Raw genomic sequence first — 24,060 nt, forward strand, 5'->3', positions numbered from 1 at the left:
TTTAAGGTGACTGCCAAAACCAGCAGGGAGCCTGAAATGAGCCTATTAGAAGAAAACCAATCCACCGACCTGGAAAAGATCGTCGGCCTCAGCCGTCGTGGTTTCATCAGCGCCGGCGCCCTGTGTGGCGCCGCCATGTTCCTGGGCGGCAACCTGCTGAGTCGCAGCGTCATGGCCGCCGCCGTGAGCGAAGGCAACAGCAGGCTGCTGGGTTTCAACAGCATCGCCGCCGCAACCACCGACACCATCACTCTGCCGCCAGGCTACAAGTCCTCGGTGCTGATCAGTTGGGGCCAGCCGCTGCAGAAAAACGCACCGGCGTTCGACCCCAGCGGCAACGGCACCGCCCGCGCCCAGGAAATGCAGTTCGGCGACAACAACGACGGCATGAGCCTGTTCCCGTTCCCCGGTGACAACAATCGGGCGCTGATGGCGATCAACAACGAATACACCAACTACCGCTACCTGTTCGCCCACGGCGGCCAGCCGCAATCGGCCGAGGACGTGCACAAGGCCCAGGCCAGCGAGGGGGTCTCGGTGATCGAGGTCCAGCGCCGTCGCGGCGGCCAGTGGCAGTTCGTCCAGGAGTCGCGCTACAACCGCAGGATCCACGGCAATACGCCGATTCGCCTGCGCGGCCCGGCGGCCGGTCACGAGTTGCTCAAGACCAGCGCCGACAAGAGCGGCAAGAAAGTGCTGGGCACGTTCCAGAACTGCGCCAACGGCATGACGCCGTGGGGCACCTATCTGACCTGCGAAGAAAATTTCACCGATTGCTTCGGCAGCAGCCAATCCGACTTGCAGTTCGATGAGGCGCAAAAACGCTACGGCGCCACCGTCACCAGCCGCGAGATCAACTGGCACCTGTTCGATCCGCGCTTCGACCTGGCGAAGAACCCCAACGAACTCAACCGTCATGGCTGGGTGGTAGAAATCGACCCGTTCGATCCAGACTCCACCCCGGTCAAGCGCACCGCCCTGGGTCGCTTCAAGCATGAAAACGCCGCGCTGGCGCAAACCAATGACGGTCGCGCCGTGGTGTACATGGGCGACGATGAACGCGGTGAGTTCATCTACAAGTTCGTCAGCCGCGAGCGCATCAACCCCCGCAACGCCAAGGCCAACCGCAACCTGCTGGACCATGGCACCTTGTACGTGGCGCGCTTCGACGCCGGCGACGCCAACCCCGATCATCCCAAAGGCAAGGGCCAGTGGATCGAGCTGACCCACGGCAAGAACGGCCTGGACGCCAGCAGCGGTTTCGCCGACCAGGCCGAAGTGCTGATCCATGCCCGCCTGGCCGCCAGCGCCGTGGGTGCCACGCGCATGGACCGACCGGAGTGGATCGTGGTGAGCCCGAAAGACGGCCAGGTCTATTGCACCCTGACCAACAACTCCAAGCGCGGCGAAGACGGCCAGCCGGTGGGCGGGCCGAACCCGCGGGCCAAGAACGTCTACGGGCAGATCCTGCGCTGGCGCACCAGCCGCGACGATCACGCCTCCAAGACCTTCGACTGGGACCTGTTCGTGGTCGCGGGCAACCCCACGGTCCACGCCGGTACGCCGAAAGCCGGGTCGTCGAACATCACCCCGCAGAACATGTTCAACAGCCCCGATGGCTTGGGCTTCGACAAAGCGGGTCGGCTGTGGATCCTCACCGACGGTGACGTCAGCAACACCGGCGACTTCGCCGGCATGGGCAACAACCAGATGCTCTGCGCCGATCCCAACAGCGGAGAGATCCGCCGCTTCATGGTCGGGCCGGTGGGCTGCGAAGTGACCGGCATCAGCTTCGCGCCGGACCACAGGAGCCTGTTCGTCGGGATCCAGCACCCTGGCGAAAACGGCGGTTCGACCTTTCCCGAGCACCTGCCCAACGGCAAGCCGCGTTCATCGGTGATGGTGATTACCCGTGAGGACGGCGGGGTGATCGGCGCGGCCTGATAGCGCCTCAATGCCAGCAAGCTTGCTTCCACGGAAATCGGCGGCAAACCCAAATCCCATGTGGGAGCGGCTTGCTCGCGAAAGCGATGATTCAGTCGACGTTATCGGCCTGACATTTGCTTTTGTGGCGAGGGAGCTTGCTCCCGCTTGGGTGCGCAGCGCCCATAAATATCTGGGGTCGCTACGCAACCCAGCGGGAGCAAGCTCCCTCGCCACAAAGCTGATTCAGGACTGACAATCAATCCAGACTGCTTTGCGCTACCATGCTGGGCCGGACGCGGCAGCCCTGCCGCTGCGCAGGAGTCAGCATGTCCCATCCGTTTGAAACCCTCACCCCCGACCTCGTACTCGACGCCGTTGAAAGCCTGGGCTTGCTCAGTGACGCCCGGGTGTTGGCGCTCAACAGTTATGAGAACCGTGTCTACCAGGTGGGTATCGAGGACGGCGAGCCGCTGATCGCCAAGTTCTATCGCCCTGCGCGCTGGACCAATGAAGCGATCCTGGAAGAACACCGTTTCACGTTCGAACTGGCCGATTGCGAAGTGCCGGTGGTGGCGCCATTGATCCATGACGGCGCCAGCCTGCACGAACACGCAGGCTTTCGCTTCACCCTGTTTCCCCGTCGTGGCGGTCGTGCGCCGGAACCGGGTAACCTCGACCAGCTCTATCGCCTCGGGCAACTGCTCGGACGCCTGCACGCCGTAGGCGCCAGCCGCCCGTTCGAGCACCGCGAAGCCCTGGGCGTGAAGAACTTCGGCCACGATTCCCTGGCCACGGTGCTGGACAGCGGCTTCGTCCCGCGCAGCCTGTTGCCGGCCTACGAGTCGGTCGCCAGGGACCTGCTCAAGCGTGTCGAAGAGGCCTACGCCGCCACCCCCCACCAGACCATCCGCATGCACGGCGACTGCCATCCCGGCAACATGATGTGCCGCGATGAAGTGTTTCACATCGTCGACCTAGACGATTGCCGCATGGGCCCCGCGGTCCAGGACCTGTGGATGATGCTCGCCGGCGACCGCCAGGCCTGCCTGGGGCAGTTGTCGGAATTGATGGACGGTTACCAGGAGTTCCACGACTTCGACCCTCGGGAACTGGCGCTGATCGAACCTTTGCGCGCCCTGCGCCTGATGCACTACAGCGCCTGGCTCGCACGCCGCTGGGACGACCCGGCCTTCCCCCGCAGCTTTCCGTGGTTCGGCAGTGAACGCTACTGGGGCGACCAGGTGCTGGCCTTGCGCGAGCAACTGGCGGCATTGAATGAAGAGCCGTTGAAGTTGTTCTGATGGGTTTCAGCTGTCACCGCGCCCCGTGTGGGAGCGGGCTTGCTCGCGAAGCCGGAGGAACATTCAATATCCATCTCGACTGACCCACCGCTTTCGCGAGCGAGCCCGCTCCCACAGAAGGATCTGTGGCGGGGCCAGGACGTTCACAAAGGTTCACACCCAACCTGACAAATCTCCTTACAATCACTTCTTTGTTAGCTGCCTAAGCAAGGATTCTGCATGCAAGCCGCCAACCCGCGTCGCGGGTACATCCTGGGCCTGACCGCCTATATCGTCTGGGGATTGTTCCCCATCTATTTCAAAGCCATCGCCAGCGTGCCAGCCGTGGAGATCATCATCCACCGCGTCCTGTGGTCGGCGCTGTTCGGCGCGGCGTTGCTGCTGGTCTGGAAGCACCCGGGCTGGTGGCGCGAACTGCGGGACAACCCACGCCGACTGGCGATCCTGGCCCTGAGCGGTACGCTGATCGCGGTCAACTGGCTGACCTACGTCTGGGCAGTGAACAATGGGCGGATGCTCGAAGCGAGCCTGGGCTATTACATCAACCCGCTGGTGAACGTGCTGCTGGGCATGCTGATCCTGGGTGAACGGCTGCGGCCCATGCAATGGGTGGCGGTGGGGTTGGCGGCGGTGGGCGTGGCGCAGCAGGTCTGGCAAGTGGGCAGCCTGCCATGGGTATCGCTGGCGTTGGCGCTGACCTTCGGTTTCTATGGATTGATCCGCAAGCAGGCGCCGGTCAAGGCCCTGCCGGGGTTGGTGGTGGAAACCTGGATGCTGGTGCCGATTGCCGTGGCCTGGCTGCTGCTCAACCCGGCGGCCACCAGTGCCCAGGCTGCTTTCTGGAGCACTTCCGAAGCCTGGTGGCTGGTGGCCGCAGGCCCGGTGACGCTGGTTCCGCTGGTGTGCTTCAACGCCGCGGCCCGGCACCTGCCCTACACCACGCTGGGGTTCCTCCAGTACATCGCCCCGACCTTGGTGTTGCTGCTGGCGGTGACACTGTTCGGCGAGCACCTGTCGTCCAGCACCCTGGTGGCGTTCCTGTTCATCTGGGCGGGGCTCGCGGTGTACAGCATCGATGCGGTGATCAGCCTGCGCCGACGCAACTGATCAAAAAACGTTCAACCCTGCGCAGGCCCCGTGCAACGTGGCCTGCGCTGATTCTTCCCAAGGTTATCCACAGCGTGGTCCCCGCCGATTGTGCACAAGCCCTTGATAATCGGTGATTTTTTGATCATCGCCGGCTAAGGCCCGGCGGGCCTGGGCTGGCGCCGGGTCTCTACAGGTTATCCACAGGCAGGCGCAGGTTTTCCTTGGATAACCCGCTTCACGCTTCGTCGCTGAGCTTGAGCTCCACCATCAATTCATCGGCCAGGGTCTCCAGGCGTTCCTGCAACGTGTCCAGCGACAAGGCCAGCGGCACGCCAAGGATCGCCTCGGCGTGAAACAGCAACTCGCTGCTCATGGGGGCCGGGCGCACATGGGTGACCAGCCGCTCGACATTGACCCCTTGCTCGCTCAGCAGCCGGGTGATGTCGCGCACGATGCCAGGCCGATCGTTACCCACCAGCTCCATGACAATGGGTTTCCAACTGCACGACGCCTCGGCGGCGCTCTCGGCGATCAGCACGCGGATGCCGTGGACCGACAGCCCCTGCAAGGCTTCGATCAACGCTTCATGGGCCTCGGCGGGGGCGCTGAGGCGCAGGATCCCGGCAAACTGCCCGGCCAGGTGCGACATGCGACTTTCCAGCCAGTTGCCGCCGTGCTCGGCGATGCAATCGGCGATGCGCTCGACCTGCCCGGGCTTGTCCGGGGCGAAAACAGTGATAACCAGATGGTCCATGGCGCAGCCCTCTTGTGGTGAGAAGCAGGAGTATAGAAGTGCACATCAATTCTGTGGCGAGGGGGATTTCCCCTAGGCACCAGGGGCGTGACTGGCCAATCGAACAATCGTGTACAAGTTTCAAGATTTATCTGGAACAATCCCTCTGTTTTTTGAGAACATCCGATGTCTCGTCGTGACTGTACGCCTTTAGTCGGTCGCAGAACGACGCATTTAGTCTGATTTTCACAACCGCAGTTGATCATGTAGTATGCCGCAGCGAGCACTACATAACGTTGGACCGATGTCTGCTTAAGGCGCAGTCGCATCCCTGAAAGCCCCGTCAGCAAGGCCAAGAGCCCTTTGATAGGTCCCACCCAGCCGCCAGCGATGGCATGTACTGGTACCGGGGTTTGTGGTTTAAATGTCCCGAGGCTTCATTGTCAAAATCGAAGAGCTGAAAAGCGAAATAGCTGAGCAGAGTGAGGCAAGCAATGACTGAACACGTTCAAGTCGGTGGCCTGCAGGTCGCCAAAGTCCTGTTCGACTTCGTGAATAACGAAGCCATTCCCGGAACCGGCCTCACCGCCGACGCGTTCTGGGCCGGTGCCGACAAGGTCATCCATGACCTGGCACCGAAGAACCAAGCCCTACTCGCCAAACGCGACGACTTCCAGGCACGGATCGATGCCTGGCACCAGGCCCGTGCCGGCCAGGCCCACGACGCCGTGGCTTACAAAGCCTTCCTGCAAGACATCGGATACCTGCTGCCAGAAGCGGCGGATTTCCAGGCCACGACCCAAAACGTCGATGATGAAATCGCCCGCATGGCCGGCCCGCAGCTGGTGGTGCCGGTGATGAACGCCCGCTTCGCCCTCAACGCCTCGAACGCCCGCTGGGGTTCGCTGTACGACGCGCTGTACGGCACCGACGCCATCAGCGAAGCCGACGGCGCACAAAAGGGCAAGGGCTACAACAAGGTTCGCGGCGACAAGGTCATCGCCTTCGCCCGCGCCTTCCTCGACGAAGCCGCCCCCCTGGCGGCCGGCTCCCATGTCGACTCCACCGCCTACAAGATCGTCGACGGCAAACTGGTGGTCACCCTCAAGGGCGGCAGCAACAGCGGCCTGCGTGACGATGCTCAACTGATCGGTTTCCAGGGTGATGCCGCGGCGCCGGCCGCCGTGCTGCTCAAGCACAACGGCCTGCACTTCGAAATCCAGATCGACGCCAGCACCCCGGTCGGCCAGACCGACGCGGCCGGTGTGAAAGACATCCTGATGGAAGCGGCGCTGACCACCATCATGGACTGCGAAGACTCGGTCGCCGCCGTCGATGCCGATGACAAGGTGGTGATCTACCGCAACTGGCTCGGTTTGATGAAGGGCGATCTGTCGGAGCAGGTGACCAAGGGCGACCAGACGTTCACCCGTACCATGAACGCCGACCGCACCTACACCACCGCCGACGGCTCGGGCCTGACGTTGCACGGTCGCTCGCTGCTGTTCGTGCGTAACGTCGGGCACCTGATGACCATCGACGCGATCCTGGACAAGCACTGCAACGAAGTGCCGGAAGGGATCCTCGACGGCCTGATCACCAGCCTGGCGGCGATCCACAGCCTCAACGGCAACACGTCCCGTCGCAACAGCCGCACCGGCTCGGTGTACATCGTCAAGCCGAAGATGCACGGGCCCGAGGAAGCCGCCTTCACCAACGAGCTGTTCGGTTGCATCGAAGACGTGCTGAACCTGCCGCGCAACACCCTCAAGGTCGGGATCATGGACGAGGAGCGCCGCACCACGGTCAACCTCAAGGCCTGCATCAAGGCGGCCAGCGAGCGCGTGGTGTTCATCAACACCGGCTTCCTCGACCGCACCGGCGACGAAATCCACACCTCGATGGAAGCCGGCCCGATGGTGCGCAAGGCCGACATGAAGGCCGAGAAGTGGATCGCCGCGTACGAAAACTGGAACGTCGACATCGGTTTGAGCACCGGCCTGCAAGGTCGCGCACAAATCGGCAAGGGCATGTGGGCCATGCCCGACCTGATGGCGGCGATGCTCGAACAGAAAGTCGCCCACCCAATGGCCGGTGCCAACACCGCCTGGGTGCCGTCGCCGACCGCCGCGGCCCTGCACGCGCTGCACTACCACAAGGTCGACGTATTCGCCCGCCAGGCCGAACTGGCCAAGCGCACTCGCGCGTCGGTGGACGACATCTTGACTATCCCGCTGGCCGCCAACCCGAACTGGACACCGGAGCAGATCAGGAACGAACTGGACAACAACGCCCAGGGCATCCTCGGCTACGTGGTGCGCTGGATCGACCAGGGCGTGGGTTGCTCCAAGGTGCCGGACATCAACGACATCGGCCTGATGGAAGACCGGGCGACGCTGCGCATTTCCAGCCAGCACATCGCCAACTGGCTGCGCCATGGCATCGTCACGCAGGACCAGGTGATGGAAAGCCTCAAGCGCATGGCGCCGGTGGTGGATCGCCAGAACGCCAACGACCCGCTGTACCGCCCGCTGGCACCGGACTTCGACAGCAACATCGCCTTCCAGGCGGCGGTCGAACTGGTGATCGAAGGCACCCGCCAGCCTAACGGCTACACCGAGCCGGTGCTGCACCGCCGCCGTCGTGAGTTCAAGGCAGCCAATGGGTTGTGATTGAGCGGTAGCGGTCAATGAGAAAGGCCCTGGTCTTGCGATCAGGGCCTTTCTTGTTTGCCGTGCGGACCGATCGCCACAGGCTAGAGGTCCATCCCCAACTCCCGCTTGACCAACTCCAACAATTTCTCCGTATCGATGGGCTTGAGCAGGAAGTCCACGACGCTCAGGTGCATGGCTTCGATGGCGTCCTTCACGTCGGCGTCGCCGGACACCAGAATGATCGGCAACGCGGCACGCTCGGACTCGCGCACCAGGCGGACCAGTTCCAGCCCATCGACATTGCCCATGCGCAGATCAGTGATTATCAGGCCGATCGACGGCTTGGTTTCCAGCATCTTGAGTGCTGTTTCACCGCTGGCGGCGGTCATGCAGTGAATCCCGTCCAGCGCCAGAATTTCCGACAGCAGTTCGCGGGCGTCCTTGTCGTCATCGACGATCAAGACTCGCTGCGGCGGCAGGTCGGGTTCCAGCATGACGGCACTCAGCGCCTCGCGCTCGGCGTCACTCAAAATATCGTGGTCGGACATGGTGCTCTCTACGTTCTCGAATCATTCCCTTGGCAAGTGGTCAGACATCGTTGCAAGGCGCTTCAATGTGCACTTCGTCGGATTTTTTTCCAAGAACATTTAATGAAGTTTTTTTAAGGCCCTCACAGGGCATTTCCCCCCGGTTTCGCCCTATCGCGGGCGACCTAGACTTACGTCCAATGGGCACCCCGCGCTCAGGGGCCGACCATGGGAGAACAGATCCGACCACAACAATTCGAAAAAGATTGCCTAATGGCTATGAAAAAAGCGGACGCCTTCACCCAGGCAGGGAAAACCGCGGTGTTGCAAAACATCCAGGGGACACTGCAGTTTCTCCAGCGCTTCCCGCCGTTCAACCACATGGAAAATGCCCACCTGGCGTACCTGGTGGAGCAATGCCTGCTGCGTTTCTACGCCACTGGCGAAACCATCATCAAGCCGGCCGATGGCCCGGTGGAACACTTCTACATCGTCAAGCAGGGCCGGGTGGTGGGCGAGCGTCCGCATTCGGCCAAGGGCGGCACCGAGACCACCTTCGAAATCACCACCGGCGAGTGTTTTCCCCTCGCCGCCTTGCTGGGCGAGCGCGCCACCCGCACCGAGCACCGGGCCGGCGAGGACACGTTCTGCCTGCAACTGAACAAACAGGCCTTCATCAAGCTGTTCGCCCTCTCCGGGCCGTTTCGCGACTTCGCCTTGCGCGGGGTCAGCAGCCTCCTGGACCAGGTCAACCAGCAGGTCCAACAGAAATCCGCGCAGACCCTGGGCACGCAGTACTCCCTCAATACGCGCCTGGGTGAACTGGCGATGCGTCACCCGGTGAGTTGCAGCCCCGACACGCCCTTGCGCGAAGCCGTGAAACTGATGCACGAGCAACAGGTTGGCAGCATCGTGGTCGTGACCGAAGAGAAGACGCCGGTCGGGATTTTCACCCTGCGCGACTTGCGGCAAGTGGTGGCCGATGGGGCCGGGGATTTCTCCCAGGCCATCGCCGGGCACATGACCCAGGCGCCGTTTTTCCTGTCGCCTGACCACAGCGCCTTCGACGCCGCGATTGCCATGACCGAGCGTCATATCGCCCACGTCTGCCTGGTCAAGGAGCAGCGCCTGTGCGGCGTGGTGTCCGAGCGCGATCTGTTTTCCCTGCAACGAGTCGACCTGGTGCACCTGGCCCGTACCATCCGTAGCGCACCGAAGGTGGAAAACCTGGTGGCCCTGCGTGGCGAGATCGGCCAACTGGTGGAGCGCATGCTCGCCCATGGCGCCTCCTCGACCCAGATCACCCACATCATCACGTTGCTCAACGACCACACGGTCTGCCGGATCATCGAGCTGACCCTGGCCGACAAGGGCGACCCCGGCGTGCCGTTCAGCTGGCTGTGTTTCGGCAGCGAAGGCCGCCGCGAGCAAACCCTGCACACCGACCAGGACAACGGCATCCTGTTCGAAGCCCGGGACGCCGCCCACGCCGCGCAGATCCGTGGCCTGCTGCTGCCCATCGCCCAACAGATCAACCAGAGCCTGGCCCTGTGCGGCTTCACGCTGTGCAAGGGCAACATCATGGCCGGCAACCCCGAGCTGTGCCTGTCCCGCGCCGAATGGGCCCGGCGCTTTGCCGCGTTCATTCGCGAAGCGACGCCGGAGAACCTGTTGGGCTCAAGCATCTATTTCGACCTGCGGGTGGTCTGGGGTGACGAACAAGGTTGCGAACAATTGCGCCAGCAGATCCTCGACCAGGTAGGCGATAACCGTCTGTTCCAGCGCATGATGGCCGACAACGCGTTGCGCCATCGCCCGCCGGTGGGGCGCTTCAGAGAGTTTGTGCTCAGCCGCAAGAACGGTGAAAAAGCCACCCTCGACCTCAAGGTGCAAGGCCTGACGCCCTTCGTCGACGGCGCCCGTTTGCTGGCCCTGGCCAATGGCATCGGCGCCAACAACACCTTGGAGCGCTTGCGGCAACTGGTCGCCCGCCAGGTGATCGAACCCCTCGACGGCGCGGCCTATGAAGAGGCCTATCACTTCATCCAGCAGACCCGCATGCAACAGCATCAACTGCAAACCCGCGAGAACCTGCCGTACTCCAACCGCGTCGACCCCGACAGCCTCAACCATCTGGACCGACGCATCCTGCGCGAATCCCTGCGCCAGGCCCAACGCCTGCAAAGCAGCCTGAGCCTGAGGTATCAGCTGTGAGCCTGTTTTCCTGGCTGCGCCCGGCCCAGCCGTCATTGCCGGACGCCTTGCAGCAACGCCTGGCAGACCTGCCGCCGCCTGCCGCCCTGGGTGAATGCAGCCTGCGGGAACAGCGTTGGGTGGTGCTGGACCTGGAAACCACCGGGCTGAACCTCAACAAGGACCAGGTGCTGTCCATTGGCGCAGTGGCCATCGAAGACGGCGCGATCGATTTCGGCCAGCAGTTCGAACGCACCTTGCAGTGCGACAAGCACAAACTCGGGCCCAGCGTGCTGATCCATGGCCTGGCGCCGAGCACGATTGCCGCAGGCAGCGAACCGGCCGAGGCGTTGCTGGCGTTCATGGAGTACGTCGGCGACAGCCCGTTGCTGGCCTTCCACTCACCCTTCGATGCCCACATGCTCGGGCGCGCGCTGAAGGACCACCTGGGCTATCGCTTGCAGCACCCGTTCCTCGATGTCGCGGACCTGGCCCCGATGCTCTGCCCCCAGGTCGCCCTGCGCCAGGCGGGCCTGGACGACTGGATCGACGCGTTCAAGCTGCAGGTGCAGGAGCGCCACAACGCCAGCGCCGACGCCCTGGCCACGGCGGAACTGGCACTGATCCTGTTCAGCCGCGCCCGCCAACAACAGATCCCCAGCCCGCTGGCGTTGCAGCAGCGCCTGGGCCAATGGAAACGCCGGCAGCAGACGCCTTCGATTTAACCCCCTATTCGGTGAACACCATCGGCCCTGTGGGAGCTTGCTCGCGATGGCGTACTGTCGGCCGACACTGATATGAGTTGATCGATCATTTCGCGAGCAAGCTCGCTCCCACATGAAACAACCCCAGAAACCCCACCCGACCAGTGCCAATTGCTTTCGCTCTCCCGCCTCTGTCACAATCGCGAACAATTCTCGTTACTTAAAACATCGGTGATGCTCCGTGTCGTCAGTTCCTAGCCCTCACAGTGATCTGGTTGGTGCGTTGTACCGTGACCATCGCGGTTGGCTATTGGCCTGGTTGCGGCGCAACGTGGCCTGTGCGCAACGGGCCGAGGACTTGAGCCAGGACACGTTCGTGCGCCTGCTCGGCCGCGACCAACTGACCACGCCTCGCGAGCCGCGGGCGTTCCTGGTGGCGATCGCCAAGGGGCTGCTGTTCGATTACTTCCGCCGGGCAGCCCTGGAGCAGGCCTACCTCACCGAGTTGATGCTGATCCCCGAAAGCGAACAGCCGTCGCTGGAAGAACAGCAGATGATCCTCGAAGACCTCAAGCACATCGACCGGCTGCTCGGCCAATTGTCGAGCAAGGCCCGCGCCGCCTTTCTCTACAACCGCCTCGACGGCCTCGGCCACGCCGAGATCGCCCAGCGCCTGGGGGTTTCGGTGCCACGGGTACGGCAATACCTGGCCCAGGGCATTCGCCAGTGCTACGTCGCCCTGTATGGCGAGCCGACATGAATCCTGCCTGCGCCAAACCGGTATCGGCCCGTGTGCTGGATGCCGCCATTGCCTGGCAGTTGTCGCTGGATTCGGGCAGCGCCCAGGAGCGCGAGGCCTTCGCCCGCTGGCATGCCGCCGATGAAGAACATGCCCGCGCCTGGCGGCAGTTGGGCATGCTCGACCAGCGTTTCAGCGTCGCCAGCGGGCCGGCGCGGGCCGCGTTGCTGCAATCGCGCACGACCCTGCGGCGGCGGTTGCGCAAGGTGGGCAGCGGCCTGGCCAGCCTCGTCGCAGTCGTCGGCCTGACGCTGTTCGTCGCCGATCGTTACCTGTCGCTGGACTATTGGCTGGCCGACCAGCGCACCGCCACGGGCGAACAGCGCACCTTGCGCCTGGCCGACGGAACGGTGGTCAACCTCAACACCCACAGCGCGCTGGACGTGCGCTTCGATGCCCGGCAGCGCCGCATCGTCCTGCAGGAAGGCGAGATCCTGGTGGAAACCGGCCACAACGACCCACGCCCCTTCATCGTCGAAACCCGCGAAGGCCGCCTGCGTGCGTTGGGCACGCGGTTCCTGGTCAAACGAGAAGACCAGGGCACGCGCCTGAGCGTGTTGCAATCGGCCGTGGCCGCGCATCCCCAGGCAACGGACGAAGAGCAGGTCCTGCGCGAAGGCCAGCAAGTGTTGATGCGCCGCGACGGGCTCGGGCCGACGTTGGCGCTGGGCCCCGGAGCAGACGCCTGGACCCGCGGCATGTTGGTGGTCGACAACGCTCGCCTGGAGGATCTGGTGCACGAACTGGGGCGCTATCGGCGCGGCTACCTGGGCGTCGAGCCGCAGGTCGCGGACCTGCGCATCACCGGCAGCTTCCCGCTGCACGACACCGACCTGGCCTTGGCGGCGCTGCTGCCGACCTTGCCGGTGCAGGTCGAGCACATTACTCCCTGGTGGACCCAGTTAAAGCGCCACGAAAAATCAACATCACCTTTATAAACGCTCGTTTTTAGGCCCAATCGTTCTTACGACCTGTCAGAGTTCCCAGTTGGCATGGATCTGAAGGGCCTATCCAATATTCCAGGATCGAAATCAACAAACCCTCCTCCCCAAGCGGTACGGAGTTTTGGTTCGGACTGGAAGCCGTCATGTCACCTTCAACAAGCACCCCCTGTGTGTTCATGTTTCCCGGGCAAGGAAGCGACCCGAGCGGCTCGCTCCTCAATTTGTATCGAACGGGCGCTGACACCCGACGTTGCATCGATGACGTTTTTACAGCGGTGGAGGCCGGTTTCTCATGCCTGGAACCGGACGCAGGGATTCATTTCGGTGAACTGCACCGATTGCTGCTGACCAAGTCTCACCCGGCCTCCCTGCCATATGGCCTCAATCCGTTCGGACAGTTTGTCGCTTCGGTGTCGCTGTTCCAGGTACTCGGTATGCTCGGTTTGCGCCCTCATGCCTTGGTCGGGCACAGCCTCGGGGAAATCGCTGCGACGGTATGTGCGGGGAGCTTCGATATCGCCCAGGGTCTTCAAGCGGTCAATGCGCTGAATCATGCCTGTCGAGACCTGCAGGGGCGAGGAGCAATGGTGTGGGTGGCTGCATCGGCACAGGACACTCTTCGCTTGATCAAGGACAGCGGCCTGCAGGAGCTTGCCATCGCCTGCATCAACACCGCGAACCAAACCGTGGTCAGCGGTCCGAACCCCGCCATTGACGCTTTACTGGCCCTGGTCGGAACGAACCTGCCGCGCCGACATAAACTCGACCTTCCGTACATGAGCCACCACCCAGCCCTGAACCGGGAAGCCGAGCAGTTTTATCAGACCCTTGGGCAGTTGCCACAACACCCATCGGCCCTTCCCGTCTACTCATGCGTGGCGCGCCGTTTTTATTGTGATGGGGATGACCTCAAACGCGGATTCGCCAACTGCCTGACTCATCCCACCTACTTTCCCGAGGTCCTGGACCAGCCACTCATTCGCCAGGCCTCGCTCTACGTCAACGTCGGACCAGGCGACACCCTGGCTCGCTGCGTGCGTACGGTCCAGACACACGCAACATCCCTTGCCCCTCTTACACAAACGCCGGAACAACTGAACGAAACCATTACATTTCTGCGAGGTGCTCAATGAGCAATGCCCTCATACAAAGCCTCAATCAAGCGATCGGCGGTACCCTCCCCGAGGCCGTTCGCTGTAATGTCGCCGAACTGCTGGCCGATGACATCTTCCGACAACGCCTGGACCTTGCCGGCCGGGCCTTGCATCGCAATACCTACGCGCAATTGCGAACGCTGATACAACGGTTACCAAGCTCACCAAAACTGTTCGATTCACCGCAGTACCTGCTGGCGCTGTCCGAACAGATCGGCATCCGCAATCCTTCGCTCTTCATCGCTTTCGCCATCCACTACGGGTTATGCATCAGCACCCTTGCGGCGTTCGAAAGTGGCAACAAAATGGCTGGAAAACTGCGCCGCGCGATGGAGTCTGGGAAAACCGTTGGCGCCTACATGATCACCGAACTGGGCAGAAGCAACAGCCAGATCACCACGCGCACCGAGGCCGTATACGACCCGGCCACCCATGAATTCGTGCTGCATAGTCCGGACAACGGTGCGGTCAAGTTCAGCAATGTCGGCGTCAGCGATCAGTCGAAACTTGGCATCGTCTGTGCGCGTCTGAGGGTCGCTGGCCAAGACTGCGGGGTGTTTGCCTTCGCCATGCCGATCAGCACCCGACGCGGTCCGAAACCGGGTGTGCGCATGTCCGAAGCAGCGGAAATACCGCTGGTGCCTTTCGATTACGGCCTATGTGCGTTCGACCACATGCGTCTGCCCTTTGAAGCCTGGCTCAACGATGGCGCAGGACTGGATAAAAACGGTGTGTTCCATGATCCGCTCGGCGACCCGGATAAAAGACTGATCCGCACGCTGGTCGCACCGAAGCACGTTTGGGCGATGGGCTCTAGAGCGCTCGCTGCCGTGACCTGCACCAGTGCGGCGCTCGCCCTCAAGCATGCTACACAACGCTTCACCATGGCTCGCATGGCGCCACAAACCAGATTGCTGGACTACAGCACCCAGCAACGCGCACTGTTCGTAGCCCTGGCCACGGGATACGCAATGACCTGTTTCTCGAACGATGCCTGCGCAGACTGGGCCGAGCACCTCAAACAGAAACACGTCGCCGCCACCGATATCTCGGCGCTGAATTTCGCCCCATGGTCCGCCGCCCATCGACGCCTGGCACTGACGAAAGTGCTGACCGCCTGGGCGGCAGAAGAAACCTGTGCCGAGTGCAGGCTACGTTGTGGGGTAGCAGGCGACCTGTCGTTGAACGGCTTTCTGCATTGGCAAGGACTAGGCCACGTTTTCAATGACGCGGGGGGCAATAACTGGCTGATTCTTTTTGACACTGCCCGCTCGCTACTCGCCGAACCACTGCCTGACGCGCCAGCCCCCTGCATGTTTGATACATCCTCCCTACCCTCGCTACTTGGGCTGGTCAAAACAAGAGAGTATCGCCTGCGCCAGGCATTGGCGTTCAAGTTCCAGTCCAGCGAAGCACAAGGCTGCAGCGCAATGGAGCTATGGAATCCCTTGCTCCCTCTGGCACGCGAGGTCGCCCTGGCCCATGGCCTGGTGCTGATCGTCGAAAGCGCCATCAAGACCAATGAAGCGGTCGCCGATCCCCAGGCCAGGCAACTGCTTGAAGCGCTCACCCAACTGTATGTACTGGAACACATTCAAAGGCAGGCCGCGTGGTACTTGTCCGAGGCGCTGTTTGATGCCCACCGATATCACGGCCTGGAAACTGCGATCACCGTGCTGTGCGAACGCCTCACCGGTTCGGTCGAACCATTGATCAGCGCGTTCGGCAACCGGGAAACCGCCGTCCCTCGGCCCTTGGAAGACCCCGCCCAGTGCTATGCCGACGCGCTGATGAGCGCATTGACTCGGCAAGATCATCGGTCCCGGTAATCCACTAACCCGACACAGCTTGCCAAAAAAGTTAAGCCAGCCCCGGTGTAGCGGGGGCTGGCTCTGAGCATTGCTAAATTATTTTCATCGCGCCCTATCACTTTTCGATTCTCATCCGGCACTCAGGCAATTGAGAAATATTTCCATTCAGGAGCCGCCGTATGTCCCGCCCGCTAGACACCTTGTTGCGCCCCAGCCTGCTGGCCGTCGCCATTGCCTTTGCCGCCCCGCTCGCCGGCGGGCCGCTGTTGGCCGCCGAGCTGGCCACCAGCCTGCGCGCCTACAATCTGCCCGCCGCGCCGTTGGCCAGTACCTTGAACCAGATCGCCAGCCAGGCCGGCCTTGCGCTGAGCCTGACCCCGGCCCTGGCATCGGGCAAAACGTCGGCACCGGTGCAGGGCCAGTTCGATGCCACCGGCGCGTTGCGTGAAGCGCTGCGCGGCACCGGCCTGCAACTGGAGCAAAGCAGCGCCGGCACCTACAGCCTGGTGGCCGTGCCGGAGGGCGTCATGGTGTTGCCGGAAACCAGCGTGATCGGCGCGGGCAGCAGCGAAACCGCGTGGGGCCCGACCGAGGGCTATGCCGCCACCCGCACCGCCGCCGGCACCAAGACCGATACACCGATTGTCGAGTTGCCGCGCTCGGTCTCGGTGGTCACGCGCCAGCAGATGGAAGACCGCTCCGTGCTCAACCTCAACGACGCCCTGCGCTACACCGCCGGCGTGCAGAGCAGCGGGTATGGTTCGGATACGCGCAACGACTGGCTGCTGGTACGCGGCTTCGTGCCGACCCAGTTCCTCGACGGCCTGCCACTGCCGCGGGGCAACTACGTCACGCCCAAGATCGAGACCTGGAACCTTGAGCGCATCGCCGTGCTGCGTGGCCCGGCCTCCTCGGTCTACGGCCAGACGCCACCGGGCGGCATGCTGGACATGGTCAGCCGTCGTCCCCAGGCCGACAGCAGCCACGAAGTCCAATTGCAGGCCGGCAGCAACGAGCACAAGCAGATCAATTTCGACAGCACCGGCAAGGTCGACGACGAAGGCCAGTTTCTCTATCGGGTCAGCGGCACCGTGCGCGACAGCAACGCCCAGGTCGACCACATTCCGGACAAGCGCTACAACATCGCCCCCAGCCTGACCTGGAACATCAACGACGACACCCGCCTGACCTTCCTGTCCCAATACACCCGCGACGACACCGGCATCACCGGGCAATTCCTGCCGTTGCAAGGCACCAAGCTGGCCTCGCCGGCAGGCACGATTTCCCATCACAAGAACCTCGGCGACCCGGATTGGGAGTTCTACGACCGCACCTACTACGCGCTGGGCTATGCCTTCGAACATCGCCTCAACGACACCTGGCAGTTCCGTCAGAACCTGCGCTATACCAAGAGCGACCTGGAATTCCAGGGCATCTCCGCCGGCGGCTCATTCTGGCCGGACGGCCCTGACACCTCGGTGAGCGCCGACGGCACCGTCAAGCGCAGCGCCAGCATTGTCGACGAAGACATCAGCCAGTTCGCCGTAGACAACAACTTCCAGGCCGACTTCCAGACCGGCGCCTTGAGCCACACCCTTTTGCTGGGCCTGGATCACCAGCGCTCCAACAGCAACGCACGCTGGCAGTGGGGCTCCGGCGGCGTGCCGACCAGCAACATCAACAACCCGGTCTATGGGCAGGATTTCTCCAACGTCCAGTACTTCACCATGTACGACTACAACCAGAAGACCAACCAGACCGGCCTCTACGTCCAGGACCAGATGGCCCTGGACAACTGGCGCCTGACCCTCGGCGGACGTGAAGACTGGATTCACACCGGCACGCTGTTCCACAACCAGAACGATGCGACCACCACCCAGCGCGACAAGAAATTCAGCGGCAACGCAGCGTTGAGCTACGTCTTCGATAACGGCGTGACGCCGTACATTTCCTTCGCCCAGTCATTCCAGGCGGCGACCGGTTCGGTCATCACCAGCACCCAGGCGTTCAAACCCACCGAAGGCGAACAATACGAAGCCGGTATCAAGTACCAGCCGCCCGGCACCAAGACCTTGCTGACCGCCGCCGTGTTTGACCTGACCCAGAAAAACAACTCCGTCACCGAAAACAACATCACCCGCCAGGTGGGTGAAGTGCAGGTTCGCGGCCTGGAGCTGGAAGCCTCTGGCGATGTCACCGACAACCTGAAACTGGTCGGGTCCTACACCTACAACGACAGCGAGATCACCAAGGGCACCGCCGCCGAGAAAGGCAAGCGCATGGCCCAGGTGCCTCGCAACCAGGCCACCGCGTGGGCCGACTACACCTGGCACAACGGCCCGCTCGACGGCTTTGGCGTCGGTGCCGGTGTGCGCTATGTCGGCGACACCTATGGCAACACCACCAACACCGATTGGGGCCACGTCGGTTCCTACACCGTGTACGACGCCTCGGCCCATTACGACCTGGGTCGCCTGAGCAATGCTCTCAAGGGCGTGTCGGTGGCGGTGGACGCGAAAAACATCTTCAACAAGGACTACCTGTCCACCTGCGACGGGTTCTATTGCTACTACGGCGACCAGCGCAATGTCGTGGCCAGCGTGAATTACAAATGGTAAACGGTTAGCATTTGCAAAACCTTTCGAGGGCACCTGTACCCGAGACCTATCAGTCAAATGAACCCCCTGTGGGAGCGAGCTTGCTCGCGAAGACGGCGTAACAGTCAACATTGTTGCTGTCTGGCACACCGCTTTCGCGAGCAAGCTCGCTCCCACAGGTTCGCGGCTTGACTGACGGGGCTCAGGCATCGAGGCCCTCTTGCATTCGGATCGCCCATGAAAAGCAAAACCATCCGCCGCTGGTCCTTCGTCCACACCTGGACCAGCCTGATCTGCACGGTGTTCCTGCTGATGCTGGCGATCACCGGGCTGCCGTTGATCTTCCACCATGAAATCGAACACCTGTTGGGCGACGCCCCCGAGCTGCGGCAGATGCCGGCCGACACGCCGCCCCTGGACCTTGCGCAACTGGTGGAAAAAGCCAAGGCCCATCGCCCCGGCGAAGTGGTCCAGTACTTTGGCTGGGACGAAGACGAGCCCAACGGCGTCATCACCATCATGGCACCGACGCCAGGCACCGAGCCCAATTCGTCCCACACCTTCATGCTCGACGGGCGCACCGGTGAAGCCCTGGAAATGCCCTCGGCCAATGGCGGCTTCATGATGGTCATGCTGCGCCTGCACGTGGACATGTTCGCCGGCTTGCCGGGCAAGTTGTTCCTGGCGTTCATGGGCCTGCTGTTCGTGGTGGCCATCGTCTCCGGGGTGGTCTTGTACCTGCCGTTCATGCGCCGCTTGAAGTTCGCCACCGTGCGCCAGGACAAATCGACCCGCCTGCGCTGGCTCGACCTGCACAACCTGATCGGCGTGGTCACGTTGGTCTGGGCGCTGACGGTGGGGGTCACCGGCGTGATTGCCGCGTGCGCCGAGTTGATCATCGCCGCCTGGCGCAACGACAGCCTCAGCAGCATGATCGAACCCTATCGCGATGCCCCGCCACTGACGCAACTGGCACCGGCCACCCGCCTGCTGGACATCGCCAGGGACGTCGCGCCCGGCATGGAGCCCAGCTTCATCGCCTTCCCCGGTACGCTGTTCTCCAGCGCCCACCACTATGGCGTGTTCATGAAGGGCAACACTCACCTGACGTCTCACCTGCTCACGCCGGTGCTGATCGACGCCAGCACCCTGGCCGTCACCGCCGTGGCCGAGCGCCCGTGGTACATGGACGTCATGAGCTTGTCGCTGCCTCTGCACTTCGGCGACTACGGCGGCCGGCCGATGCAGATTTTCTGGGCGGTCCTCGACGTGCTGACCATCATCGTGCTCGGCAGTGGCGTCTACCTGTGGCTGGTGCGGCGCAAAGCGGCCAAGCCAGCAGCCATCGCCGCGCAGGCCACCTCGTGAAGCCGCGCCAGTCGAGTTTCTGGAAGGTGTTTGGCCTTCCCATGGGGATCGGTGTGCTCTGCGCCGCCGGGTTGTTCAGCGCTTTGCTGGGCGATGGCCTGTGGGACGCCGTGAGCTGGCTCGGGCTGGGCGTGCCTTGCGTGTTGGGGGTGCGGGGATTGCTCCCGCGCCGCTGAGTCCTCCGGGCGCCATCCCATTGATCTGGCGCCCTTTCTCCTGACGTTATACGACGACACTTCGCCGCGTCGCGGCATGGCTGCGCCTGTCCGCTGACATATTTGTTGACAAATTAATCCTTGCGCTCCTATAAATGCGCACGTTGTACGACAACCTACAACAAGTATCCCTGCGACACCAAATCCAAAAATAATCATGGTGAAGTGATGAAAATCAAAGGCATCCGCTGGTGGATGGTCGGCCTGGTCACGGCCGGCCTGATGGTCAACTACCTGGCCCGCAATACCCTCTCGGTGGCTGCCCCCACCCTGATGAGCGACATGAACATTTCCACCGAGCAGTATTCGCACATCGTCGTGGCCTGGCAGGTGTGCTACGCGCTGATGCAGCCGGTGGCCGGTTACATCATCGATGCCATCGGCACCAAGATGGGCTTCGCCATTTTTGCGTTCGCCTGGTCCCTGGCTTGTGCGGCGGCGGCCATGGCCTCGGGCTGGCAAGGCCTGGCCTTTTTCCGCGGGTTGTTGGGCGTGACCGAAGCAGCCGGGTTGCCGGCAGCGGTCAAGGCGTCCACCGAATGGTTTCCGGCCAAGGAGCGTTCGGTCGCCATCGGCTGGTTCAACATCGGCTCGTCGATCGGTGCCGTCCTGGCCCCGCCGCTGGTGGTCTGGGCAATTCTGAACAGTGGCTGGGAACTGGCCTTCCTGATCGTCGGCGGCATGGGCATCGCCTGGACGTTCCTGTGGTTGATCCTCTACAAGCACCCGCGTGACCAGAAGCGCCTGAGCGACACCGAGCGCGACTACATCCTCAGCGGCCAGGAAGCCCACTTCAAAGACCAGGCGCCGAAAAAGGGCGGCTGGAAGACGATCATCGCCAGCCGCAACTTCTACGCCATCGCCAGCGCGCGGATTCTCTCCGAGCCGGCCTGGCAGACCTTCAATGCCTGGATCCCGCTGTACCTGATGACCGAACGGCACATGAACATCAAGGAAATCGCGATGTTCGCCTGGCTGCCGTTCCTGGCCGCGGACCTTGGCTGCGTGCTGGGCGGTTACCTGAGTCCGTTCTTCCACAAGTATTGCAAGGTGTCGCTGTTCACCTCCCGCAAGATGGTCCTGCTGTTCGGCGCGTCCTGCATGATCGGCCCGGCCTGCATCGGCCTGGTCGAGAGCCCGTACACCGCCATCGCCCTGCTGTGCATCGGCGGCTTCGCCCACCAGACCTTGTCCGGCGCGCTGTACGCCATCACGTCCGACTCGTTCGGCAAGCATGAAGTCGCCACGGCCACCGGCATGGGCGGGATGTTCGGTTACCTCGGCGCTGCTGCCTTCACCCTGGTGTTTGGCGTGATGGTGACGAAGATCGGCTACAGCCCGCTGTTCGTGATGCTGGCGATCTTCGACGTGGTCGCGGCGTTCATCGTCTGGACCGTCGCCCGGGAACTCAAGCCACAACCGACGACACCGTCAGCACAACCCCAGGCGCTGCAACCGGCCGCTTGAGCCGCGACGACCGGGCCACCGCGGCCCGGTCGCACTGCCTTGGGCACCGATGAAGCGCTATGCTGCGCAACACGTGCCACTGACCCGAGACGTTGCCATGTCCACCCCCAGCATGACGCTGTTCCACAACCCCGCTTCACCTTTCGTTCGCAAAGTCCTGGTGCTGCTGCACGAAACCGGCCAGCAGGACCGCGTGGCGTTGCAGCTCAGCCAGCTCACACCGGTCAAGCCGGACCGGGCGCTCATCGACGACAACCCGTTGAGCAAGATCCCGGCCCTGCGCCTGGCCAACGGAACGGTGATCCATGACAGTCGCGTGATCCTCGATTACTTCGACCACCAACATGTCGGCAATCCACTGATCCCCCGGGACGGCGCGGCCCGCTGGCGACGCCTGACCCTGGCCTCCATGGCCGATGGCATCATGGATGCGGCAGTCATGATTCGTTATGAAACCGCCCTGCGCCCGGCGGAAAAGCATTGGGACGAATGGCTCGATGCGCAACGGGACAAGATCCGCCGTGCCGTGGGCGTGCTTGAAGCCGAGGCCATTGCTGAGTTGGCCAGTCATTTCGACGTAGCGTCCATCAGCGTGGCCTGTGCCTTGGGCTATCTCGACCTGCGCCACCCGGACCTGGAATGGCGCAAGTACAACCCGCAATTGGCGGCGTGGTTTGCCGAGGTGAGCTTGCGGCCTTCAATGATTGAAACAGTGCCCAAAGTCTAGGCTCTGGCTGAAAAGCCTTGATACTCGTTCATGCTGCGTTGAAAACCGGCTCGGAATGCTCATTTACTCCAGTAAAGTCGAGCGCGACCCCTGCCGTTCCTCGCCGGTTTTCGCCTTGCCTGACCTTCGTCTCAAGACTTTTCAAACAGAGTCTAGTTCTGCACTGGCTGCACCGGCCCCATCGCGAGCAAGCTCGCGCCCACATTTGGCTTCGTTGCCTGGGTAAACGAGGTCTCCTGTGGGCGTGAGCTTGCTCGCGATAAGGCCAATGCGATCCATCGGAAACAATCCGGCAATCCGCGTCACCAACACCTCTGCCAATCGCTGATCCTCCCGCAACCCCAGCGACCGGCTCATTTCACCTCTCCCAGCTCGAAGGACATGGCCGCTGCCGGCTTCGCCCCCACCCCGTACCAGTCCAGCTTACGGGTCAGCACCATGAACACGCCGAGCAGGGCGAACAGCAACAACGAGCCCATCAGCAAGGCGTAGTCCTCAGCGCTCAGCAAACCGTAGAGCAGGCCATACAACGCCGCCAGCCCCACCGAAAAGGCCACGCCATGGCTCACGCTGCGCAACACATGGCACACATAGAAACCGATCAACACCACGCAGGCACTGGCGGATGCCAGGTAGGCCAGGGCGAAGCCGATGTGCTCGGACAACGACAACAGCAGCAGGTAGAAGAACGCCAGCGCCACGCCCACCAATGCGTATTGCACCGGGTGCACCGCCAGGCTCTTGAGCACCTCGAACAGGAAGAAGCCGGCGAAGGTCAACGCGACGAACAGCAGTGCATATTTGATCGCCCGGTCGGTCTTGAGGTACTGGTCCACCGGATCGATGAAACTCACGCCGAACGCCCGGCTGCGGAACGCTTCGCAACCATCGCTAGGTTCGCAGCCTTGCAACGCTTCTTCGAGGTTGGTGGAAAAAAACGACGTCTGCCAGTCAGCACTGAAGCCTTGCTCATTGATGTCACGCTGGACCGGCAGGTAATTGCCGATGAAACTCGGGTGTGGCCAGTCGGCCGACAGATGCACCTTGGTAGACTTGCCCACCGGCAGGATCTGCAGCTCGCCGGTGCCTTGCAGGCGCAGGTCGAAACCAAAGGTCAGGTCGGCACTGCCCTGGGCAGTGATCATCGGCAGCGGCACGTGCACGCCCTGCCCCAGCCAGCCGACTCGCGAGCCGGGCAGGAAATCGACGGTTTGCTGATTAAGCGTCAGGGTCAGCGCATTCTCGATGCCACGGATGTCACTGATACCGACCGTCAGGTACGGCTGGTCGAAACGGTAGTCGGCCAGGTCCTTGGTCGCGACGCCATAGTGTTCAGGCACCTTGAAGCGGCCATCGATGCGGTTGTCGGCATGGAACAGCCGCGCTTCATAGATGCCCCGGGCACGGGTCTCGGTGCGCACCTGACCGTCGAGTTCGAACTGCTCCGGCAAGAAGTACAACTCGCCGCTTTGTTCGACGGTTTCCAGGAAACGCACGCCGGTCTTCTCGTTGGTGTTCCAGACTCGCACGTCCTTGCGAAACGGCACGACAATCATCGGCCCAATGAGTTGCTGGCTGCGGCTGGAACTGCGGGCAATGTCTTGCAGCACACCGTCACGCAGTTCCTGGCGCTCGTCGATGAGGCCGTTGATCATCAGCAAGGGGATCATCAGCAGGAGGATCAAGAGGGCAATCATGCCCAGTTTTATAGCGAGGCTGCGGTTCATGTGGGGCTCTCCCTGTTCGAATGAGGGAGAGTCTGGGGGTGCTATGTGGGGCGTTCATGGGGGCAATGTGGAGATTGTGTGGAGACTCGACCGCTCTTGCCCTCGCCACAACGGTATTCCTTCG

Annotated in this window: 18 protein-coding genes; 15 read left to right on the forward strand and 3 right to left on the reverse strand. The window is 62.5% G+C overall.

The genetic code is table 11. From position 1 onward, the window contains the following. The first annotated feature begins 36 nt into the window (after window positions 1-36). The 3 genes from AD664_RS26240 (at window position 37) to rarD (ending at window position 4,334) form a co-directional block, all read left to right on the forward strand. On the forward strand, window positions 37-1,944 hold the full coding sequence (locus tag AD664_RS26240) for a PhoX family phosphatase (protein WP_042732647.1): 1,908 nt from the start codon (window positions 37-39) through the stop codon (window positions 1,942-1,944). Between the two features lie 308 nt (window positions 1,945-2,252). Beyond that, complete coding sequence (locus AD664_RS26245) at window positions 2,253-3,227, forward strand: serine/threonine protein kinase (protein WP_053151425.1); 975 nt, start codon at window positions 2,253-2,255, stop codon at window positions 3,225-3,227. A 219-nt stretch (window positions 3,228-3,446) separates the two neighbouring features. Next, window positions 3,447-4,334 carry an EamA family transporter RarD gene (gene rarD, locus AD664_RS26250; RefSeq protein WP_042732809.1) on the forward strand — a complete coding sequence of 296 codons (888 nt, stop codon included), beginning with the start codon at window positions 3,447-3,449 and terminating at the stop codon, window positions 4,332-4,334. A gap of 217 nt (window positions 4,335-4,551) precedes the next feature. Here rarD and AD664_RS26255 read toward each other — a convergent pair whose 3' ends face one another. Next, window positions 4,552-5,070, reverse strand: coding sequence for a glycine cleavage system protein R (locus AD664_RS26255; RefSeq protein WP_053151428.1), 519 nt, complete (start codon window positions 5,068-5,070; stop codon window positions 4,552-4,554). Window positions 5,071-5,543: 473 nt separating this feature from the next. Here AD664_RS26255 and AD664_RS26260 point away from each other — a divergent pair, with 473 nt between their 5' ends. Then, window positions 5,544-7,721 (forward strand): malate synthase G, encoded by a 2,178-nt coding sequence (locus AD664_RS26260; protein WP_053151431.1) that lies wholly within the window; start codon window positions 5,544-5,546, stop codon window positions 7,719-7,721. An 83-nt stretch (window positions 7,722-7,804) separates the two neighbouring features. On the opposite strand, the gene AD664_RS26265 is transcribed toward AD664_RS26260, so the two are convergent. Next, window positions 7,805-8,251 (reverse strand): response regulator, encoded by a 447-nt coding sequence (locus tag AD664_RS26265; RefSeq protein WP_053151434.1) that lies wholly within the window; start codon window positions 8,249-8,251, stop codon window positions 7,805-7,807. A gap of 258 nt (window positions 8,252-8,509) precedes the next feature. Here AD664_RS26265 and AD664_RS26270 point away from each other — a divergent pair, with 258 nt between their 5' ends. The 11 genes from AD664_RS26270 (at window position 8,510) to AD664_RS26320 (ending at window position 22,209) form a co-directional block, all read left to right on the forward strand. After that, window positions 8,510-10,444, forward strand: a complete 1,935-nt coding sequence (locus AD664_RS26270; protein ID WP_305728886.1) for a putative nucleotidyltransferase substrate binding domain-containing protein — start codon at window positions 8,510-8,512, stop codon at window positions 10,442-10,444. Further along, on the forward strand, window positions 10,441-11,148 hold the full coding sequence (locus AD664_RS26275) for a PolC-type DNA polymerase III (protein WP_053151442.1): 708 nt from the start codon (window positions 10,441-10,443) through the stop codon (window positions 11,146-11,148). Before AD664_RS26270 ends, AD664_RS26275 begins: the two co-directional genes overlap by 4 nt. 220 nt (window positions 11,149-11,368) lie before the next feature. Then, window positions 11,369-11,887, forward strand: coding sequence for an RNA polymerase sigma factor (locus AD664_RS26280; protein ID WP_053151445.1), 519 nt, complete (start codon window positions 11,369-11,371; stop codon window positions 11,885-11,887). Next, window positions 11,884-12,864 (forward strand): FecR family protein, encoded by a 981-nt coding sequence (locus tag AD664_RS26285; protein ID WP_053151448.1) that lies wholly within the window; start codon window positions 11,884-11,886, stop codon window positions 12,862-12,864. Before AD664_RS26280 ends, AD664_RS26285 begins: the two co-directional genes overlap by 4 nt. A 149-nt stretch (window positions 12,865-13,013) precedes the next feature. Then, complete coding sequence (locus AD664_RS26290) at window positions 13,014-14,003, forward strand: acyltransferase domain-containing protein (RefSeq protein ID WP_053151450.1); 990 nt, start codon at window positions 13,014-13,016, stop codon at window positions 14,001-14,003. Further along, window positions 14,000-15,853 carry an acyl-CoA dehydrogenase gene (locus AD664_RS26295; protein ID WP_053151452.1) on the forward strand — a complete coding sequence of 618 codons (1,854 nt, stop codon included), beginning with the start codon at window positions 14,000-14,002 and terminating at the stop codon, window positions 15,851-15,853. The genes AD664_RS26290 and AD664_RS26295 overlap by 4 nt, the downstream gene beginning before the upstream one ends. Window positions 15,854-16,014: 161 nt before the next feature. Further along, window positions 16,015-18,453 (forward strand): TonB-dependent siderophore receptor, encoded by a 2,439-nt coding sequence (locus AD664_RS26300; RefSeq protein ID WP_053151454.1) that lies wholly within the window; start codon window positions 16,015-16,017, stop codon window positions 18,451-18,453. Between the two features lie 216 nt (window positions 18,454-18,669). Continuing rightward, window positions 18,670-19,800, forward strand: a complete 1,131-nt coding sequence (locus AD664_RS26305) for a PepSY domain-containing protein (RefSeq protein WP_053151458.1) — start codon at window positions 18,670-18,672, stop codon at window positions 19,798-19,800. Next, window positions 19,797-19,976, forward strand: a complete 180-nt coding sequence (locus AD664_RS26310) for a hypothetical protein (RefSeq protein ID WP_053151461.1) — start codon at window positions 19,797-19,799, stop codon at window positions 19,974-19,976. Before AD664_RS26305 ends, AD664_RS26310 begins: the two co-directional genes overlap by 4 nt. 207 nt (window positions 19,977-20,183) lie before the next feature. Next, window positions 20,184-21,482, forward strand: coding sequence for an MFS transporter (locus AD664_RS26315; RefSeq protein WP_053151464.1), 1,299 nt, complete (start codon window positions 20,184-20,186; stop codon window positions 21,480-21,482). A gap of 97 nt (window positions 21,483-21,579) precedes the next feature. After that, on the forward strand, window positions 21,580-22,209 hold the full coding sequence (locus tag AD664_RS26320) for a glutathione S-transferase (protein WP_053151466.1): 630 nt from the start codon (window positions 21,580-21,582) through the stop codon (window positions 22,207-22,209). A 353-nt stretch (window positions 22,210-22,562) separates the two neighbouring features. On the opposite strand, the gene creD is transcribed toward AD664_RS26320, so the two are convergent. Beyond that, on the reverse strand, window positions 22,563-23,936 hold the full coding sequence (gene creD, locus AD664_RS26330) for a cell envelope integrity protein CreD (RefSeq protein ID WP_053151472.1): 1,374 nt from the start codon (window positions 23,934-23,936) through the stop codon (window positions 22,563-22,565). Window positions 23,937-24,060: the final 124 nt, after the last annotated feature.

This window comes from Pseudomonas sp. P97.38, assembly GCF_001269745.1.
GTDB classification, from domain to species: Bacteria; Pseudomonadota; Gammaproteobacteria; order Pseudomonadales; family Pseudomonadaceae; genus Aquipseudomonas; species Aquipseudomonas chlororaphis_E.

What these genes read in the sequence shown, in the direction of transcription:
- AD664_RS26320 (WP_053151466.1), top strand. Translation starts at nt 21,580, where the DNA reads ATGTCCACCCCCAGCATGACGCTGTTCCACAACCCCGCTTCACCTTTC.
- AD664_RS26245 (WP_053151425.1), top strand. Translation starts at nt 2,253, where the DNA reads ATGTCCCATCCGTTTGAAACCCTCACCCCCGACCTCGTACTCGACGCC.
- AD664_RS26270 (WP_305728886.1), top strand. Translation starts at nt 8,510, where the DNA reads ATGAAAAAAGCGGACGCCTTCACCCAGGCAGGGAAAACCGCGGTGTTG.
- AD664_RS26285 (WP_053151448.1), top strand. Translation starts at nt 11,884, where the DNA reads ATGAATCCTGCCTGCGCCAAACCGGTATCGGCCCGTGTGCTGGATGCC.
- AD664_RS26300 (WP_053151454.1), top strand. Translation starts at nt 16,015, where the DNA reads ATGTCCCGCCCGCTAGACACCTTGTTGCGCCCCAGCCTGCTGGCCGTC.
- AD664_RS26295 (WP_053151452.1), top strand. Translation starts at nt 14,000, where the DNA reads ATGAGCAATGCCCTCATACAAAGCCTCAATCAAGCGATCGGCGGTACC.
- rarD (WP_042732809.1), top strand. Translation starts at nt 3,447, where the DNA reads ATGCAAGCCGCCAACCCGCGTCGCGGGTACATCCTGGGCCTGACCGCC.
- AD664_RS26290 (WP_053151450.1), top strand. Translation starts at nt 13,014, where the DNA reads ATGTCACCTTCAACAAGCACCCCCTGTGTGTTCATGTTTCCCGGGCAA.
- AD664_RS26315 (WP_053151464.1), top strand. Translation starts at nt 20,184, where the DNA reads ATGAAAATCAAAGGCATCCGCTGGTGGATGGTCGGCCTGGTCACGGCC.
- AD664_RS26260 (WP_053151431.1), top strand. Translation starts at nt 5,544, where the DNA reads ATGACTGAACACGTTCAAGTCGGTGGCCTGCAGGTCGCCAAAGTCCTG.
- AD664_RS26305 (WP_053151458.1), top strand. Translation starts at nt 18,670, where the DNA reads ATGAAAAGCAAAACCATCCGCCGCTGGTCCTTCGTCCACACCTGGACC.
- AD664_RS26240 (WP_042732647.1), top strand. Translation starts at nt 37, where the DNA reads ATGAGCCTATTAGAAGAAAACCAATCCACCGACCTGGAAAAGATCGTC.
- AD664_RS26255 (WP_053151428.1), bottom strand. Translation starts at nt 5,070, where the DNA reads ATGGACCATCTGGTTATCACTGTTTTCGCCCCGGACAAGCCCGGGCAG.
- AD664_RS26265 (WP_053151434.1), bottom strand. Translation starts at nt 8,251, where the DNA reads ATGTCCGACCACGATATTTTGAGTGACGCCGAGCGCGAGGCGCTGAGT.
- creD (WP_053151472.1), bottom strand. Translation starts at nt 23,936, where the DNA reads ATGAACCGCAGCCTCGCTATAAAACTGGGCATGATTGCCCTCTTGATC.